The organism is Providencia hangzhouensis (genome assembly GCF_029193595.2).
Classification (GTDB): domain Bacteria; phylum Pseudomonadota; class Gammaproteobacteria; order Enterobacterales; family Enterobacteriaceae; genus Providencia; species Providencia hangzhouensis.
On sequence record NZ_CP135052.1, the window covers coordinates 1,752,264 to 1,767,104 of the forward strand.

12 protein-coding genes and 3 tRNA genes are annotated in these 14,841 nt (G+C 41.2%); 7 read left to right on the plus strand and 8 right to left on the minus strand.

All coding sequences use genetic code 11. The features are described from left to right. Nucleotides 1–2: 2 nt before the first annotated feature. Both cysA and cysM read left to right on the plus strand, forming a co-directional pair. Entirely contained in the window at nt 3–1,091 is a 1,089-nt protein-coding gene (gene cysA / locus PZ638_RS07680) for a sulfate/thiosulfate ABC transporter ATP-binding protein CysA (protein ID WP_206277523.1), read from the plus strand. Nucleotides 1,092–1,464: 373 nt separating this feature from the next. After that, entirely contained in the window at nt 1,465–2,349 is an 885-nt protein-coding gene (gene cysM, locus PZ638_RS07685) for a cysteine synthase CysM (RefSeq protein ID WP_036958988.1), read from the plus strand. Between the two features lie 98 nt (nt 2,350–2,447). Here cysM and crr read toward each other — a convergent pair whose 3' ends face one another. The 5 genes from crr to cysZ all read right to left on the minus strand — a co-directional run bounded on the left by crr (nt 2,448) and on the right by cysZ (nt 7,428). After that, on the minus strand, nt 2,448–2,957 hold the full coding sequence (crr, locus tag PZ638_RS07690; RefSeq protein WP_004264878.1) for a PTS glucose transporter subunit IIA: 510 nt from the start codon (nt 2,955–2,957) through the stop codon (nt 2,448–2,450). Nucleotides 2,958–3,005: 48 nt separating this feature from the next. Continuing rightward, nucleotides 3,006–4,733, minus strand: coding sequence for a phosphoenolpyruvate-protein phosphotransferase PtsI (gene ptsI, locus PZ638_RS07695; RefSeq protein ID WP_004264877.1), 1,728 nt, complete (start codon nt 4,731–4,733; stop codon nt 3,006–3,008). Nucleotides 4,734–4,873: 140 nt separating this feature from the next. Further along, on the minus strand, nt 4,874–5,131 hold the full coding sequence (gene ptsH, locus PZ638_RS07700) for a phosphocarrier protein Hpr (protein WP_004264876.1): 258 nt from the start codon (nt 5,129–5,131) through the stop codon (nt 4,874–4,876). Between the two features lie 352 nt (nt 5,132–5,483). Next, complete coding sequence (gene cysK, locus PZ638_RS07705) at nt 5,484–6,437, minus strand: cysteine synthase A (RefSeq protein ID WP_004264875.1); 954 nt, start codon at nt 6,435–6,437, stop codon at nt 5,484–5,486. Nucleotides 6,438–6,663: 226 nt separating this feature from the next. Next, the gene (cysZ, locus tag PZ638_RS07710) at nt 6,664–7,428 is read right to left on the minus strand and encodes a sulfate transporter CysZ (RefSeq protein ID WP_004264874.1); all 765 of its coding nucleotides are present in this window, start codon (nt 7,426–7,428) and stop codon (nt 6,664–6,666) included. Nucleotides 7,429–7,646: 218 nt separating this feature from the next. Here cysZ and zipA point away from each other — a divergent pair, with 218 nt between their 5' ends. The 4 genes from zipA to PZ638_RS07730 all read left to right on the plus strand — a co-directional run bounded on the left by zipA (nt 7,647) and on the right by PZ638_RS07730 (nt 12,462). After that, nucleotides 7,647–8,630, plus strand: a complete 984-nt coding sequence (gene zipA / locus PZ638_RS07715; protein WP_004264872.1) for a cell division protein ZipA — start codon at nt 7,647–7,649, stop codon at nt 8,628–8,630. Nucleotides 8,631–8,687: 57 nt separating this feature from the next. Continuing rightward, a complete protein-coding gene (ligA, locus tag PZ638_RS07720; protein WP_144141668.1) occupies nt 8,688–10,703 on the plus strand; it encodes an NAD-dependent DNA ligase LigA in 2,016 nt (671 codons plus the stop codon). 278 nt (nt 10,704–10,981) lie between these two features. Beyond that, nucleotides 10,982–12,166 carry a NupC/NupG family nucleoside CNT transporter gene (locus PZ638_RS07725; RefSeq protein WP_004264869.1) on the plus strand — a complete coding sequence of 395 codons (1,185 nt, stop codon included), beginning with the start codon at nt 10,982–10,984 and terminating at the stop codon, nt 12,164–12,166. A gap of 80 nt (nt 12,167–12,246) precedes the next feature. Beyond that, a complete protein-coding gene (locus tag PZ638_RS07730; RefSeq protein ID WP_144141665.1) occupies nt 12,247–12,462 on the plus strand; it encodes a DUF3820 family protein in 216 nt (71 codons plus the stop codon). Between the two features lie 74 nt (nt 12,463–12,536). On the opposite strand, the gene PZ638_RS07735 is transcribed toward PZ638_RS07730, so the two are convergent. The 3 genes from PZ638_RS07735 to gltX all read right to left on the minus strand — a co-directional run bounded on the left by PZ638_RS07735 (nt 12,537) and on the right by gltX (nt 14,328). Then, a tRNA-Ala gene (locus tag PZ638_RS07735) sits at nt 12,537–12,612 on the minus strand. A 42-nt stretch (nt 12,613–12,654) separates the two neighbouring features. Continuing rightward, a tRNA-Ala gene (locus PZ638_RS07740) sits at nt 12,655–12,730 on the minus strand. Nucleotides 12,731–12,906: 176 nt separating this feature from the next. Further along, the gene (gene gltX, locus PZ638_RS07745) at nt 12,907–14,328 is read right to left on the minus strand and encodes a glutamate--tRNA ligase (RefSeq protein ID WP_094961729.1); all 1,422 of its coding nucleotides are present in this window, start codon (nt 14,326–14,328) and stop codon (nt 12,907–12,909) included. A gap of 423 nt (nt 14,329–14,751) precedes the next feature. Between gltX and PZ638_RS07750 the strand changes: the two genes are divergently transcribed. Beyond that, nucleotides 14,752–14,827 (plus strand) — tRNA-Val (locus tag PZ638_RS07750). Nucleotides 14,828–14,841 lie beyond the last annotated feature (14 nt).

Below are 14,841 nucleotides of genomic sequence, written 5' to 3' on the forward strand. Positions count from 1 at the left end.
TCATGAGTATTGAAATTGAAAAAATCGGTAAGTTATTTGGTAAAACCCAAGTACTCAGCGATATTTCACTGGATATTGCATCGGGTGAAATGGTTGCCTTATTAGGGCCTTCCGGTTCAGGAAAAACAACCTTATTGCGGATTATTGCTGGGCTTGAACAACAAAGTCAGGGGTTATTGCGCTTTCATGGTCACGATGTTAGTAAAATCCATGCGAAAGATAGGCGTGTTGGCTTTGTATTTCAACACTATGCACTATTTCGCCACATGACAGTGTTTGATAATGTGGCATTTGGTTTAACGGTTTTACCCAGAAAGCAGCGCCCATCAGCTCAGGCTATTAAAGATAAAGTAACAAAATTGCTGGAAATGGTTCAACTCGCCCATCTGGCTTCACGTTACCCCGCGCAACTTTCAGGGGGGCAAAAACAGCGAGTGGCACTGGCAAGGGCTTTAGCCGTTGATCCACAAATTTTATTATTAGATGAACCTTTTGGTGCGCTTGACGCACAAGTGCGTATTGAATTACGCCGTTGGTTACGTCAATTACATGATGAATTAAAATTTACCAGTGTTTTTGTGACTCATGACCAAGAAGAAGCCATGGAAGTTGCAGACAGAGTGGTGGTGATGAGCCAAGGTCATATTGAGCAAGTTGGCACACCGAGCGATATTTGGCAGCGCCCAGAAACCCGTTTTGTGCTTGAATTCATGGGGGAAGTGAACCAAATTTCTGCCCACATCAAAGGTTCAACATTAAATATAGATGGCTATGAATTCCCCCTTAACCATACCAGTGTTCAACAAGGTGAAGTCGACGTATTTTTACGTCCCTGGGATATCTCATTACAAGCTGAAGTGGATGAACAGCACCGTTTACCTGTTAGAATTACGGAATCGGGGCCAAGAGGGCATTTTTGGCAATTAACCGTTCAACCATTAGGTTGGGGGAAAGAGCCTTTGTCAGTGATTTGGCAGTCCGAAAAAACGATACCAACGCGAGGTGAACGTTACTTTTTAGGTAGCCAGCAGGCAAAGATCTATCAAGGAGATCAGGCGTTAATTTTCCCACAACTTGCTGAAAGTGCATGAATATAAAACTCAATAACTTATAACACTAATAAATATATTATTGGTGTTATCTTTTCTATTACTTTCTAGGTATATGACCGATGATTAGACTTTATATTAAAAATATTTAGTCTATTTCCCCTTATGATCAAATCCACCATAACCAATTGATATAAAAGATTTATTTATCATATTTTTATATGAAATATAACTGGTAATTCTATAAACTTATTGTAATATAATATATCAATTAGCTATATCAGAAATAGTAATTAAGATAATCTATTTTTCTAATATTAATGTGAAGAGATTTCAATTTTCACATATCAATATTGGGGTAATATCTTATCTCTATTCTTTCTTATTTATATATAAAAATTATAAGGATGGTAAAGTGTCGGCTCTGGAACAATTTATCGGTAATACCCCATTAGTAAAGCTTCAGCGTTTAACACAAGGGATTGAAGCTGAAATTTGGGTGAAACTTGAAGGTAATAACCCCGCAGGTTCAGTGAAAGATCGCGCGGCATTTTCAATGATTAATGAAGCGCAATTACGGGGTGAAATTAAGCCAGGTGATACGCTAATTGAAGCAACTAGTGGAAATACAGGTATCGCGCTTGCGATGATAGCCGCAGTAAAAGGCTACAAACTGAAATTACTCATGCCAGATAACATGAGCAAAGAGCGGCAAGCTTCAATGCAAGCCTATGGTGCAGAACTCATTTTAGTGAGTACGGCTGTTGGTATGGAAGGTGCCCGCGATTTGGCTAAGGAAATGGAACAAAGAGGTGAGGGGAAAGTTTTAGACCAATTTAACAACCCTGATAACCCATTAGCTCATTTTAAAACAACAGGCCCTGAAATATGGCAGCAAACCAATGGTCGCATTACCCATTTTGTATCGAGTATGGGAACCACCGGGACCATTACCGGGGTAAGCCGCTATTTAAAATCCCAGTCAGATGATGTCCATATTGTTGGGTTACAACCTGCGGAAAAAAGCCAAATTCCGGGTATTAGGCGTTGGTCACCAGGTTACTTACCCGGTATTTTTGATGGCTCATTAGTTGATAGTGTACTGGATATAAACCAGCAAGAAGCTGAAGAGACTATGAGAGCTTTAGCTAAAGTTGAAGGCATCTTTTGTGGAGTGAGCTCGGGTGGAGCGGTTGCCGGTGCGTTAAAAGTGGCGAAAGCTAACCCTGGAGCGGTCATTGTGGCAGTAATTTGTGACCGAGGAGACCGTTATTTATCAACAGGTGTATTTAATGAGTGAGATAATTTAATGGCAAGTCTGTGCTCAATAAAAAATCCCCACAAATGAAAAACCATCAGGCAAGGCCTGATGGTTTTAACTAAATATTGGCAGTTAAGTTATTTCTTAATACGCATGATGACAGTTTCACCGACTGTCACTGAGCCTGTCAGTTTGTTTAGTTCTTTGATTTCGTCCATATTAGAAATGACAACTGGCGTTAGAACAGATTTTGCTTTCTCTTCTAACAGCGCTAAATCAAACTCGATGATTAAGTCGCCTTTCTTCACAGTTTGGCCTTCTTCAGCGATGCGTTTAAAGCCTTCACCTTTAAGTTCAACGGTATCAATACCGAAGTGAACAAATAGTTCTATACCATCATCTGATTCAATAGAAAACGCATGGTTAGTTTCAAATATTTTACCAATTGTACCGTCTACAGGGGCAACGATTTTGTTACCCGCGGGTTTAATCGCAATACCATCACCAACAATTTTTTCTGCGAACACAACGTCTGGAACATCTTCAATATTGACAATCTCACCCGATAAAGGTGCGATAATTTCAATACTGCCACTGCTACTTTTGTCTTCCGAAACGAGTGATTTCAGTTTGTCAAACAGACCCATGGACCTTCTCCTAATCGTTTTATATGGGACCGAACTAATGTGCTGTTCTTAGCATAACGTTTTTTCTTGGATAAAGGTATCTACAAGTTTCATCAATTCATCCGCTGTGGGTTGAGCAAGTGCTTGTTCAGCCAAAGCTTGGGTATCAGTAAAGCTCGCATTGCGAATTAACTTTTTGATACGCGGAATTGAAATCGCGCTCATACTAAATTCATCCAGCCCCATGCCAAGTAGCAATAAGGTTGCACGCTCATCTCCAGCTAACTCCCCACACATCCCAGTCCATTTACCTTCAGCGTGTGATGCATCGATCACTTGCTTAATTAAGTTTAGGACAGCAGGTGACATCGGGTTGTAAAGATGAGAAATCAGTTCATTACCACGGTCGACCGCTAAAGTGTATTGAGTGAGATCGTTCGTCCCAATACTAAAGAAATCAACTTCTTTTGCCAAGTGGCGAGCAATAACAGCTGCGGCTGGTGTTTCAACCATCACACCGACTTCAATTGACTCGTCAAAAGCTTTACCTTCTTCACGTAACTGAGCTTTAAGCATTTCTAGCTCTGCTTTTAGTTCACGAACTTCTTCAACGGAAATAACCATTGGGAACATAATACGCAGTTTACCAAATTTAGAGGCTCTTAAAATAGCTCTTAATTGTGAGTGTAAGATTTCTTTGCGATCAAGACAAATACGAATTGCACGCCAGCCGAGAAATGGGTTCTCTTCTTTTGGTAAATTCATATATGGCAGGTCTTTATCACCGCCGATATCCATTGTACGGACAATAACGGCTTGGCTGCCCATTGCTTCTGCAACGGCTTTATAAGCTTGAAACTGTTCTTCTTCGGTAGGAAGAGAGTCTCTATCCATGAATAAAAACTCAGTACGATAGAGCCCAACGCCTTCTGCGCCATTGCGCTCTGCACCAGCGACATCACGTACAGTACCGATATTCGCACAAACTTCAACTTGATGACCATCAAGGGTGATGGCAGGCAAATCTTTTAATTTTGCGAGCTCTTCTTTTTCTTGTAGATATTCATCACGGAAAGCTTTCAGTTTGTCGATTTCGGCTTCAGATGGGTTCAAGTGGATGGTGTTGTTGACACCATCTAATACAATGAAATCGCCATTTTTAATTTTGCTGGTGGCATCACTAGTTCCAACAATGGCAGGTAACTCAAGAGAACGCGCCATAATTGAGGTATGTGATGTACGGCCACCTAAATCAGTAATAAACCCTAATACTTTATCTAAATTTAGCTGTGCGGTTTCTGAAGGGGTTAAATCCGCAGCCACTAAAATAACTTCTTCGCTGATTGCACTTAAATCAACGATAGGAATATTTAAGATGTTTTTTAATAGACGTTTGCCAATATCACGCACGTCAGCGGCGCGTTCTTTAAGATATTCATCATCAAGGGATTCAAGCGCTTGAGCTTGATCTTCAATAACGGAATACGCAGCGGCATCTGCCGTTTTTTTATCGCCTTTGATTAAAGAGACAATTTCTTGTTCCAGCTCTTCATCTTCTAGCAGCATGATATGACCTTCAAAAATCTCAGCTTTTTCGGCTCCAAGATTTTTTTCGGCTTTCTCTTTAATCAAATTGAGTTGTTCGGCTGATTTGTTACGACCCTCAATAAAGCGAGCAATTTCTTTATCAACCTGATCGTCAGCAATTTTTTTTGTGCTAACAACGATAGGATCTTCTTTGAGGATTAAAGCCTGACCAAAAGCAAAACCCGGGGATACTAAAATTCCTGAAATCATAATATTACCTTACTGCTGCTAGTGCTGGGAGTTCTGATGTTGCAGAGACGACAATGAATATAGCCGATTATACAAATGTCCCCGAATGACATCACTCAGGGACATTGAATGAAATCAGTAAATGCTATTTTCGTGCGAAATTATTCTAATTCGCCCATCAGTTTAACTAAATGTTCAACGGCTTCTTTTTCGTCTTCGCCTTCAGCAGAAATTGTCACAACTGTGCCTTGCGTTAGGCCTAAGGTTTGTAATTTAAACAAACTTTTTGCGCTAGCGGATTTGCCGCCAGAAATTAAAGAAATGTCGGAAGAGAATGCTTTTGCTTCTTTTACGAATTGAGCTGCAGGACGAGTATGTAGACCATTTGGTGCCGTAATAGTAACTTCTTGCTGAAACATAGTATTTCCTCAATAACTTTCGTTTTTTTAATTACCCAGCCAATTGTAGATGAAATAGACTAGGTTTGCGTATAAGTTAGATTATTAACTTGAAAAAAGGTTTCCTACTTTGTGCGGTATCAACCCTTTTTCTGTTTTTCTTGCGAACTCGATACTTTTTTCTCGTTGGCAAATTATTTTACTCGCCCTAGAGGTTGGCTAAAAAGTGATTAATTTCGAGGTGCAAAATAATTACTATGTTTAATACTAAACCCCGAATTATAAATCATCTCCATCCGTGCTAAAGTTTGATCTATGCCACAAAAAAAGCACCATTTAGGTACTTTTTTAACGATATTGTAACGAAGTTATGCTACTCAGCCGAGATGTCAGCAAACAGGGCTGTAGACAAATAACGCTCACCTGAAGAAGGTAAAATAACGACGATATTTTTACCTTTATAGGCAGGGTCTGCGGCAATTTTAGTGGCAGCAGCAATAGCAGCGCCTGATGAGATACCCGCAAGAATACCTTCTTTTTCCATCAGCTCACGAGCCGTTTTGATGGCTTCGTCATCGCTGATTTGAATGACCTTATCGAGTAATTTTAAATCTAAGTTACCCGGAATAAAACCAGCGCCGATCCCTTGTATTTTGTGAGGGCCCGGTTTAATTTCTTCGCCCGCTAAAGCTTGGGTAATAACAGGGGATGTTTCTGGTTCAACAGCCACGATAGTCACATCTTTGCCTTTGGTGTTTTTCAGGTATTTTGCAATCCCTGTAATCGTCCCGCCCGTACCAACACCTGCGACTACAACATCGACATTGCCGTCAGTATCTTCCCAAATTTCAGGCCCAGTGGTTTTTTCATGGATTTCAGGGTTTGCTGGGTTATTAAACTGTTGAAGTAATAAGTATTTTTTAGGGTTGCTATTCACTATTTCTTCAGCTTTAGCTATTGCACCTTTCATGCCTTTTGCCCCCTCAGTTAAAACGAGGTTGGCACCTAATGCTTTGAGTAGTTTACGGCGCTCAATACTCATGGTTTCAGGCATGGTTAACGTCAATTTATAACCTCTCGCCGCAGCGACATAGGCTAAAGCGATACCCGTATTTCCACTAGTTGGTTCAACTAATTCTTTGTCTTTGTTTAGGATACCTTTTTTCTCTGCATCCCAAATCATGTTAGCACCAATACGGCACTTAACACTGAAGCTTGGGTTGCGAGATTCCACTTTTGCTAAAATATTGCCATTACCAAAATGTTTTAGGCGAACAAGAGGGGTGTGGCCAATGGTCAACGAGTTATCATCATAAATTTTGCTCATGGGATATCCTTAAAAATCGGTTAGCCAGTAATGTAATCGGTATTAATTAAAAATAATGAGATGGATTCAACATACGTTAAGAACAAATTAATGCAAATATGATTTGAGTATAAGCTTATAACGAAATGTTATTTTAGATCTAATAGTTCTAAGGAATAATTATAGTGTAACAATAATAAGTAAATAAAAGAGCGCAGGCGATAAACCTGCGCAATGATTTAATAGATTAGTAGCGTGCGTAACGCTCACGATACCTGTCGACCCACATCAATGTTGCACCACAAACTGCAACAGGCATGATCACTAAGTTGACAAAAGGCACCATCATTAACAAGCTAATGACGCCACCAAATTGAACGTTTCTCATCCGCTCTTTGGCAAGCGCCTGCTTCATTTCGTTAAAGCCAACACGGTGGTTATCAAACGGGTAATCGCAATATTGGATTGACATCATCCAAGCACCAAATAAAAACCACAGTACGGGGGCGACTGTTTGGCCAATACCGGGTATGAAAAATAGGATTAATAACCCAATAGCGCGAGGTAAGTAGTAACCGATTCGGACAAACTCGCGCTTTATCATACGAGGAACATCTTTTAATAACTCAGCAACACCGGTATCTGGTGATGGTTTACCCGTTAACTCGGCTTCGAGTTTTTCTGATAACCAACCGTTAAAAGGTGCAGCGATAATATTAGCAACCGTACTAAAAAAATAGGTAAATACGAGCAAAATAGAGATAACAGCGATTGGCCAAATAACATAATCGAGCCATTGTAGCCAGTCAGGAACGTAACTCATCACTTGGGCTATCCAGCCGCCAAGCTTTGTATATAACCACCAAAATGCGCCGCCTAAGAATAAAATATTGGCTAATAGGGGCAAAATAACAAAACGTTTAATACCGGGCCGAGTGATTAATCTCCAGCCTTGTGTAAAATAATAAAAACCAGAATGGTCTTTTTGTGTCGAAAATGTCGATTGGGTCATACTTCTTGTTCTCTCCTTTTCGGTTGACCATGTATCATATAGATATGAAATTAGGCTGACTAGCCATTATTCGCTTAAAAAAGCAGCAAATGAAAGCGGAATATTCTCTTTCTTGTAAGAAAATCGTTCTGGGGGTTGCACTTAGAGCAATTGAGAAATAATCTTAAGGAAGTTTCCGCCGTGTTGGCATTATCATTCATCAACTAGAGATAGCAGCGATGCAGGATTTGCGTCTGATATTAGTGGTCGTAGGTGCGATAGCGATTGTCGCTTTATTACTGCATGGTTTATGGACCAGCCGTAAAGAGCGCTCAAAGTTATTTCGCGACAGACCCGTAAAACGTAGAAAAAACGATATGCAGGAGAATTCATCAGAATATGATGATTCTGCATTATTTACTGAAAATCAACCGACTCAGCAGGCGCCTGTTCATCCCGCTGCGACTGAGCCTGTATATCCGGTAAAAAATGAGTCTCCAGTTGAGCCTAATATACAGCCAAAAGCATCGGTTGAACCTGACATTATTATGAACAAGGAGCCTGAGGCTAAATCGCCGGTTCATAATGAGCCTACGATGCATCAACGTACTGAACCCGTTCATGTACCCGAACAACTCACCATTAATATGAGTGAGGAAGTGATTGTTGAGCCAGCCACTGAAACTGTCGCTGAACCACATATTGATTCAACCAAATTGAGAGAAGAGCCTCAGCCGAGCACCTATGAACAAGAGACGCAGCATATTGAGAAGAAAGCTGAGCCGCAGGAAAATTCTGCTACAACAAGTAGCAAGGAGACAGTCCTGGTACTTCACGTAGCCGCTTTGCAAGGGCAGGAACTTCAAGGTGAATTATTACTGCAAAGTATTTTACAAGCCGGTTTCCAATTCGGGGAAATGAAAATATTCCACCGCCATGTGAACCCGTCTGGTACGGGGCCTGTTTTGTTTAGCTTAGCCAACATGGTGAAACCGGGCTCATTCGACCCAGAGACAATGGCTGATTTTACTACCCCAGGGGTTTCCATGTTTATGATGGTCCCGTCTTACGGTGATGCAGGGCAAAACTTCAAATTGATGTTGCAAGCTGCTCAACGTATCGCATCAGATGCGGGAGGGGTTGTTCTTGATGACGAACGCAAAATGCTGACACCTCAAAAAATAGAGGTGTATCATGCTCGAATTAGAAACACATTAAGTTAAATAAACGTTGAACAAAACCCCCATTAATTGGGGGTTTTTTATCTGTATGAGTGAATCATGACTACCAAACAAGAAATAGACGAATTAAAAAAACAGTTACGTCATCATGAATATCAATACCATGTATTAGATGCCCCCGAAATTCCAGACGTAGAATATGACAAGTTAATGCAACGTCTAAAAGAGATAGAGGCACAGCATCCTGAACTTGTCACAAGTGATTCACCGACTCAACGTGTTGGTGCCGCACCATTGGCTGCGTTTGATACCGTACGCCATGAAATTCCTATGCTATCCCTAGATAATGTTTTTGATGAAGAAAGTTACCTTGCGTTTGATAAGCGGGTAAGAGATCGTTTGAAAAATCATCAAGAACTGACTTTTTGTTGTGAGCTCAAGCTCGATGGGTTAGCGGTAAGTTTGTTGTATGAAAATGGTGAATTAGTACAAGCGGCGACTCGTGGTGATGGGACCGTAGGTGAGAATATTACCGCGAATGTACGAACCATACGCGCTATCCCATTGCGTTTAAGGGGAAGCAATATTCCTGATCGCGTTGAGATCCGTGGCGAAGTCTTCATGCCCCAAAAAGGTTTTGAAGCACTAAATGAGCAGGCACGTAAAACGGATGGCAAAGTCTTTGCAAACCCGCGTAATGCGGCTGCGGGTTCGTTACGTCAATTAGACCCACGTATTACCGCTAAAAGGCCACTCACTTTTTATTGTTATGGTGTTGGGCTTGTGGAAGGTGGCTCGTTACCGGACACACATTATGACCGTTTGATGCAATTTAAAGCATGGGGTTTACCGGTTAGTGATTATGTTCAATTACGTGTTGGTCATCAGGCCGTATTAGATTTTTACCATGAAATTGAGCAAGTTCGACCTGACCTTGGCTTTGATATCGATGGGGTAGTCATTAAAGTTAACTCAATCGCGATTCAAGAAGAATTAGGTTTTGTTTCTCGAGCACCTCGCTGGGCGACAGCGTTTAAATTCCCAGCTCAAGAACAAGTCACATTATTAAAAGATGTTGAATTTCAAGTTGGGCGTACAGGTGCTATCACGCCTGTGGCGCGTTTAGAGCCCGTGCAAGTCGCAGGTGTGGTGGTCAGTAATGCGACGTTACACAATGCAGATGAAATTGAACGCCTTGGCGTGCATATCGGTGATACGGTCATTATTCGTCGAGCAGGGGATGTTATTCCACAAATCGTCAGTGTTGTGGTTGACAAGCGACCAACAGATAGCCGTGAAATTGTCTTCCCGACCCATTGCCCTGTATGCGGTTCTGATATCGAACGAGTTGAAGGTGAAGCGGTGGCACGCTGCACCGGTGGGCTTATTTGTGGGGCACAACGCAAAGAAGCACTGAAACATTTTGTCTCACGCCGAGCAATGGATGTGGATGGCATGGGCGATAAAATTATCGACCAGTTAGTCGAAAAAGAGTATGTCAAAACGCCGGCAGATTTGTACCAATTAAGTGCAGGTATTTTAACTGGCCTCGATAGAATGGGGCCGAAGTCGGCACAGAATCTGGTTGATGCACTCAATAAGTCTAAGCAAACAACATTGGCTCGCTTTATTTATGCCCTTGGAATTCGTGAGGTTGGCGAAGCAACGGCGGCAAACTTAGCAGCGCATTACACCACACTTGAGGCTGTGATGGCGGCGGATGAAGAGTCACTAAAAACCGTTCAAGATATTGGTCATGTAGTTGCGAAACATGTGGTCAATTTTTTCCGTGAACCTCATAACCAAGCGGTGATTGAAGATTTACTGACGAAGGCAAATATTCATTGGCCTGAAGTAAAAGTCGTTAATAGTGCAGAAATCGAGAGCCCATTTGCAGGTAAAACAGTGGTGCTAACAGGGTCAATGAGCGTATTGACGCGTGATGAAGCCAAAGACAAGTTAGTGGCTTTAGGTGCAAAAGTCTCAGGAAGCGTCTCGAAGAAAACAGATTTGGTCATTGCAGGTGAGGCCGCTGGTTCTAAATTAGCCAAAGCAAATGAACTTGGCATACGCGTTATTGATGAAAATGAATTGGTTCGTTTGCTGAATATTTAATAGTGAACTATATTCAATTTGACTTAGTTGCCTACGATCTCTGTAGGCAACAATTTTATACGCAGGTTGTTGTAAGTCTTAACTTAAATTCTCAGTAAAATTTCTGTGCAAAAAAAGCGAATGCTAGGAATTGTTATAGTTGAAACGTGATCCCCTTCTTCTTTTTGCAAAATACACCTAGTAAGCTTTCATATTAATGTGACCTCTGTCTCATTTAAATGTTGTCTATTACATAGAATATGCACATAGACTGATTCTTAAATTTGTTGGAGTCGCATATGACCTCGATCCTGCATTTCGTTTTATCTTTAGTAGTAATTGCCGCTCTTGCCATTTTAGCCAGTAGTAACCGTAGAGGAATCCGTCCTCGCTATGTTGTTCAACTACTGGTTATTCAAATTGCATTAGCTTATTTGTTCTTAAAATCGAATATTGGCGAATCTTTTGTTCTTGGTGTGGCAGGGGTATTTACTCACTTGCTAGGCTATGCAGCAGAAGGGACTAAATTTATTTTTGGTGGCATGATTGAAGGGAACTTAGCGTTCTTCTTCTTACAAGTGTTATGCCCAATCATCTTTATTTCTGCGTTGATCGGGATCTTACAGCACGTCAAAATTCTCCCTATCGTGATCCGTATCATCGGTACCGTGTTATCGAAAGTGAATGGTATGGGTAAGTTAGAGTCTTTTAACGCAGTAAGTTCATTGTTACTGGGTCAGTCAGAAAACTTTATTGCGTATAAAGACCAATTGAACCGGATGTCAGACCGCAGAATGTACACCATGGCGGCAACTGCCATGTCAACGGTATCTATGTCTATCGTTGGGGCATACATGACCATGTTAGAGCCGCGTTTTGTGGTCGCTGCATTGGTTCTAAATATGTTTGGTACTTTCGTCGTACTATCACTGATTAACCCGTATCCACCTGAAGGTGAAGAAGATATTCAAATGAGCAACCTGCACGAAGGGCAAAGCTTCTTTGAAATGTTAGGTGAATATATTCTTGCAGGGTTTAAAGTAGCGATTATCGTTTCAGCGATGTTGATTGGTTTTATTGCCCTCATTGCGATGATTAACGGTATTTTCTCAGCTGTATTCGGTATCGACTTCCAAACCATGTTAGGTTACGTATTCTATCCATTTGCATGGATGCTCGGCATTCCTGCCGATGAAGCCTTACAGGTTGGTGGAATTATGGCAGTGAAAATGGTAACGAATGAATTCGTTGCGATGGATGGCTTACAAGCGATTGCTGGTGGGTTATCTGAGCGTTCTGTTGGTATCTTGTCCGTATTCTTAGTTTCTTTCGCTAACTTCTCATCCATCGGTATTATTGCAGGTGCGATTAAAGGTTTAGATGAGAAACAAGGTAATACCGTGGCTCGTTTCGGTTTAAAATTACTGTATGGTTCAACCTTAGTTAGCTTCTTATCCGCAGCGGTTGTTGGGTTAGTTTTGTAATCCACTAAAACATGTTAGATTAAGAAACGGCGTTCAAATGAGCGCCGTTTTTTATGCTTTGATACGAAAGAGAAATAACAATGGAAAAACAAGATCTCATTGATATGGCCAATACGTATATGCCATTTGGTAAATATAAAGGCTGTATATTAATTGATTTACCTGAAGAATATTTATTATGGTTCTATAAGAAAGGAGAGTTCCCTGCTGGACGTTTAGGGCAGTTAATGGAGATGACCCTAGGAATAAAAATAGAAGGCTTAGAAGGGCTGGTAAAGCCACTAAAGTGCAAGTAATACAGGGTTAAGTAGATAGCTTTATATAGTTGGTGAAAAAGTAGAATAATAAATAAATGTGAGATAAATATGATTGGTGGAGCTAAGCGGGATCGAACCGCTGACCTCTTGCATGCCATGCAAGCGCTCTCCCAGCTGAGCTATAGCCCCAATCGAAATGTTTTGTATTGTGCCACCTAACAGGGAATTAGATGGTGGAGCTAAGCGGGATCGAACCGCTGACCTCTTGCATGCCATGCAAGCGCTCTCCCAGCTGAGCTATAGCCCCAAACAAAATCTTTTGGACGGGATGCATCATATTCAAGCTAAGTTAGAGTGTCAATAAAATAATCGGGTTTTAGGTTTAATTGCTGAAATATAGAACATTTTGCAATCAGTTGAGTGGAGAAGGGAGGATGAATCAGAGAATTGGCCCCCAATAAATTGAGGGCCAATAATATTAAATTATTGAGCAGAAGCTTCACGTTCAGCGATAAACGCTAAGGCTTTCTCAATACGAGTGATAGAGCGAGCTTGACCGATAGCGTGAACGGTCACATCAAGGCCTGGAGACTGGCCAGCACCTGTCACAGCAACACGTAAAGGCATACCCACTTTACCCATACCCACTTCTAATTCAGCGGCAGTTGCTTCGATGGCTTGATGAACATTCTCAGCCGTCCAATCAGTGATCGCAGCTAATTTATCTTTTACGACTTCTAAAGGCTGACGAGCAACAGGTCGCAAGTGTTTTTTCGCCGCATCAGCGTCAAATTCTTCGAAATCTTGGTAGAAATAGTGGCAAGATTCCGCCATTTCTTTTAATGTTTTACAACGTTCACCAAGTAATTTGATTAGATCAACTAATTGAGGTCCTGTGCTGGTATCAATATTCTGTTGTTCAATATGCCATGCAAGATAGGTTGCAACTTCTTCTGCTGGTAATGAATTAATATAGTGGTGGTTTAACCATTGCAGTTTTTCAGTATTAAACGCGCTTGCTGACTTGCTGATAGCGTCAAGGCTGAAATACTCTTTCATTTCTTCAACAGTGAAAATCTCTTGGTCGCCATGAGACCAACCTAAACGCACAAGGTAGTTAAGAAGTGCTTGCGGCAAATAACCGTCATCACGATATTGCATAACACTAACCGCACCATGACGTTTTGATAGTTTTTTACCGTCATCACCTAGGATCATCGAAACGTGAGCATACACAGGTACTGGTGCCCCTAATGCTTTTAGAATGTTGATTTGGCGAGGCGTGTTGTTGATATGGTCTTCACCACGAATAACGTGGGTAATTTCCATATCCCAGTCATCAATAACCACACAGAAGTTGTAAGTTGGTGAACCATCAGTACGACGAATAATTAAATCGTCCAGCTCTTGGTTACTAAATTCAATTGGCCCACGAATTTTGTCGTCAAAAATAACGGAACCTTCTTGTGGGTTACGGAAACGAACAACGTGCGGCTCATCAGGTGTATGGTTGTGTGCATGGTCACGGCAGCAGCCATCATAACGAGGCTTTTCATTATTTGCCATTTGCTCTTCACGTAACGCCTCTAAGCGCTCTTTCGAACAATAACAACGATAAGCGGTACCCGCATCTAACATTTGGTCAATGACATCATTATAACGGTCAAAGCGTTTAGTTTGATAGTAAGGACCTTCATCCCAATTTAAATTCAACCAGTTCATACCGTCCATAATGGCGTCGATAGCTTCCTGAGTTGAGCGTTCTAAGTCAGTATCTTCAATACGCAGGACAAATTCGCCCTGATTGTGGCGACTAAATAACCAGGAATACAGAGCGGTACGTGCACCACCAACGTGTAAATAGCCAGTTGGGCTTGGTGCAAAACGGGTTTTGATTTTACTCATCGAGATTGCCTTAATTGCAAAACATGTTTTTGAAGCGCTTATCTGTTTACTGTTTAGAAGACTAAAAACAGGCACAATTAACTTGATGGCGAGTTTGATGTTCTAAGCAGTGAAATGTCTAAGCATTGCTAAAATGTATATCTATTCTATCATCCTACAATGATTCCTCAATCAAGTTATCAGGATAGAAGACAAGAAATTAGTTTGTTTCGCCAAATTTGACATAAATAAATACGCTTTAAAAATAGTTTCTGTTTTTTTCTTAAAAGAATAAAGAGAAAATGATAGGTAATTGATTAAAAAGGCAGCTTTTCTGGTGAATATTGAAACATCTTGATTATTTTTGCAACGAACGAAAAAAATCTATTGAAAAAGCGTTGACTCAGAACTCAGTATCCCTATAATGCACCTCCATCGACGACGGGGCGATTAGCTCAGTTGGTAGAGCACCTCCCTTACAAGGAGGGGGTCAGTGGTTCGAGCCCGCTATCGCCCACCACCGTTGACGATGAA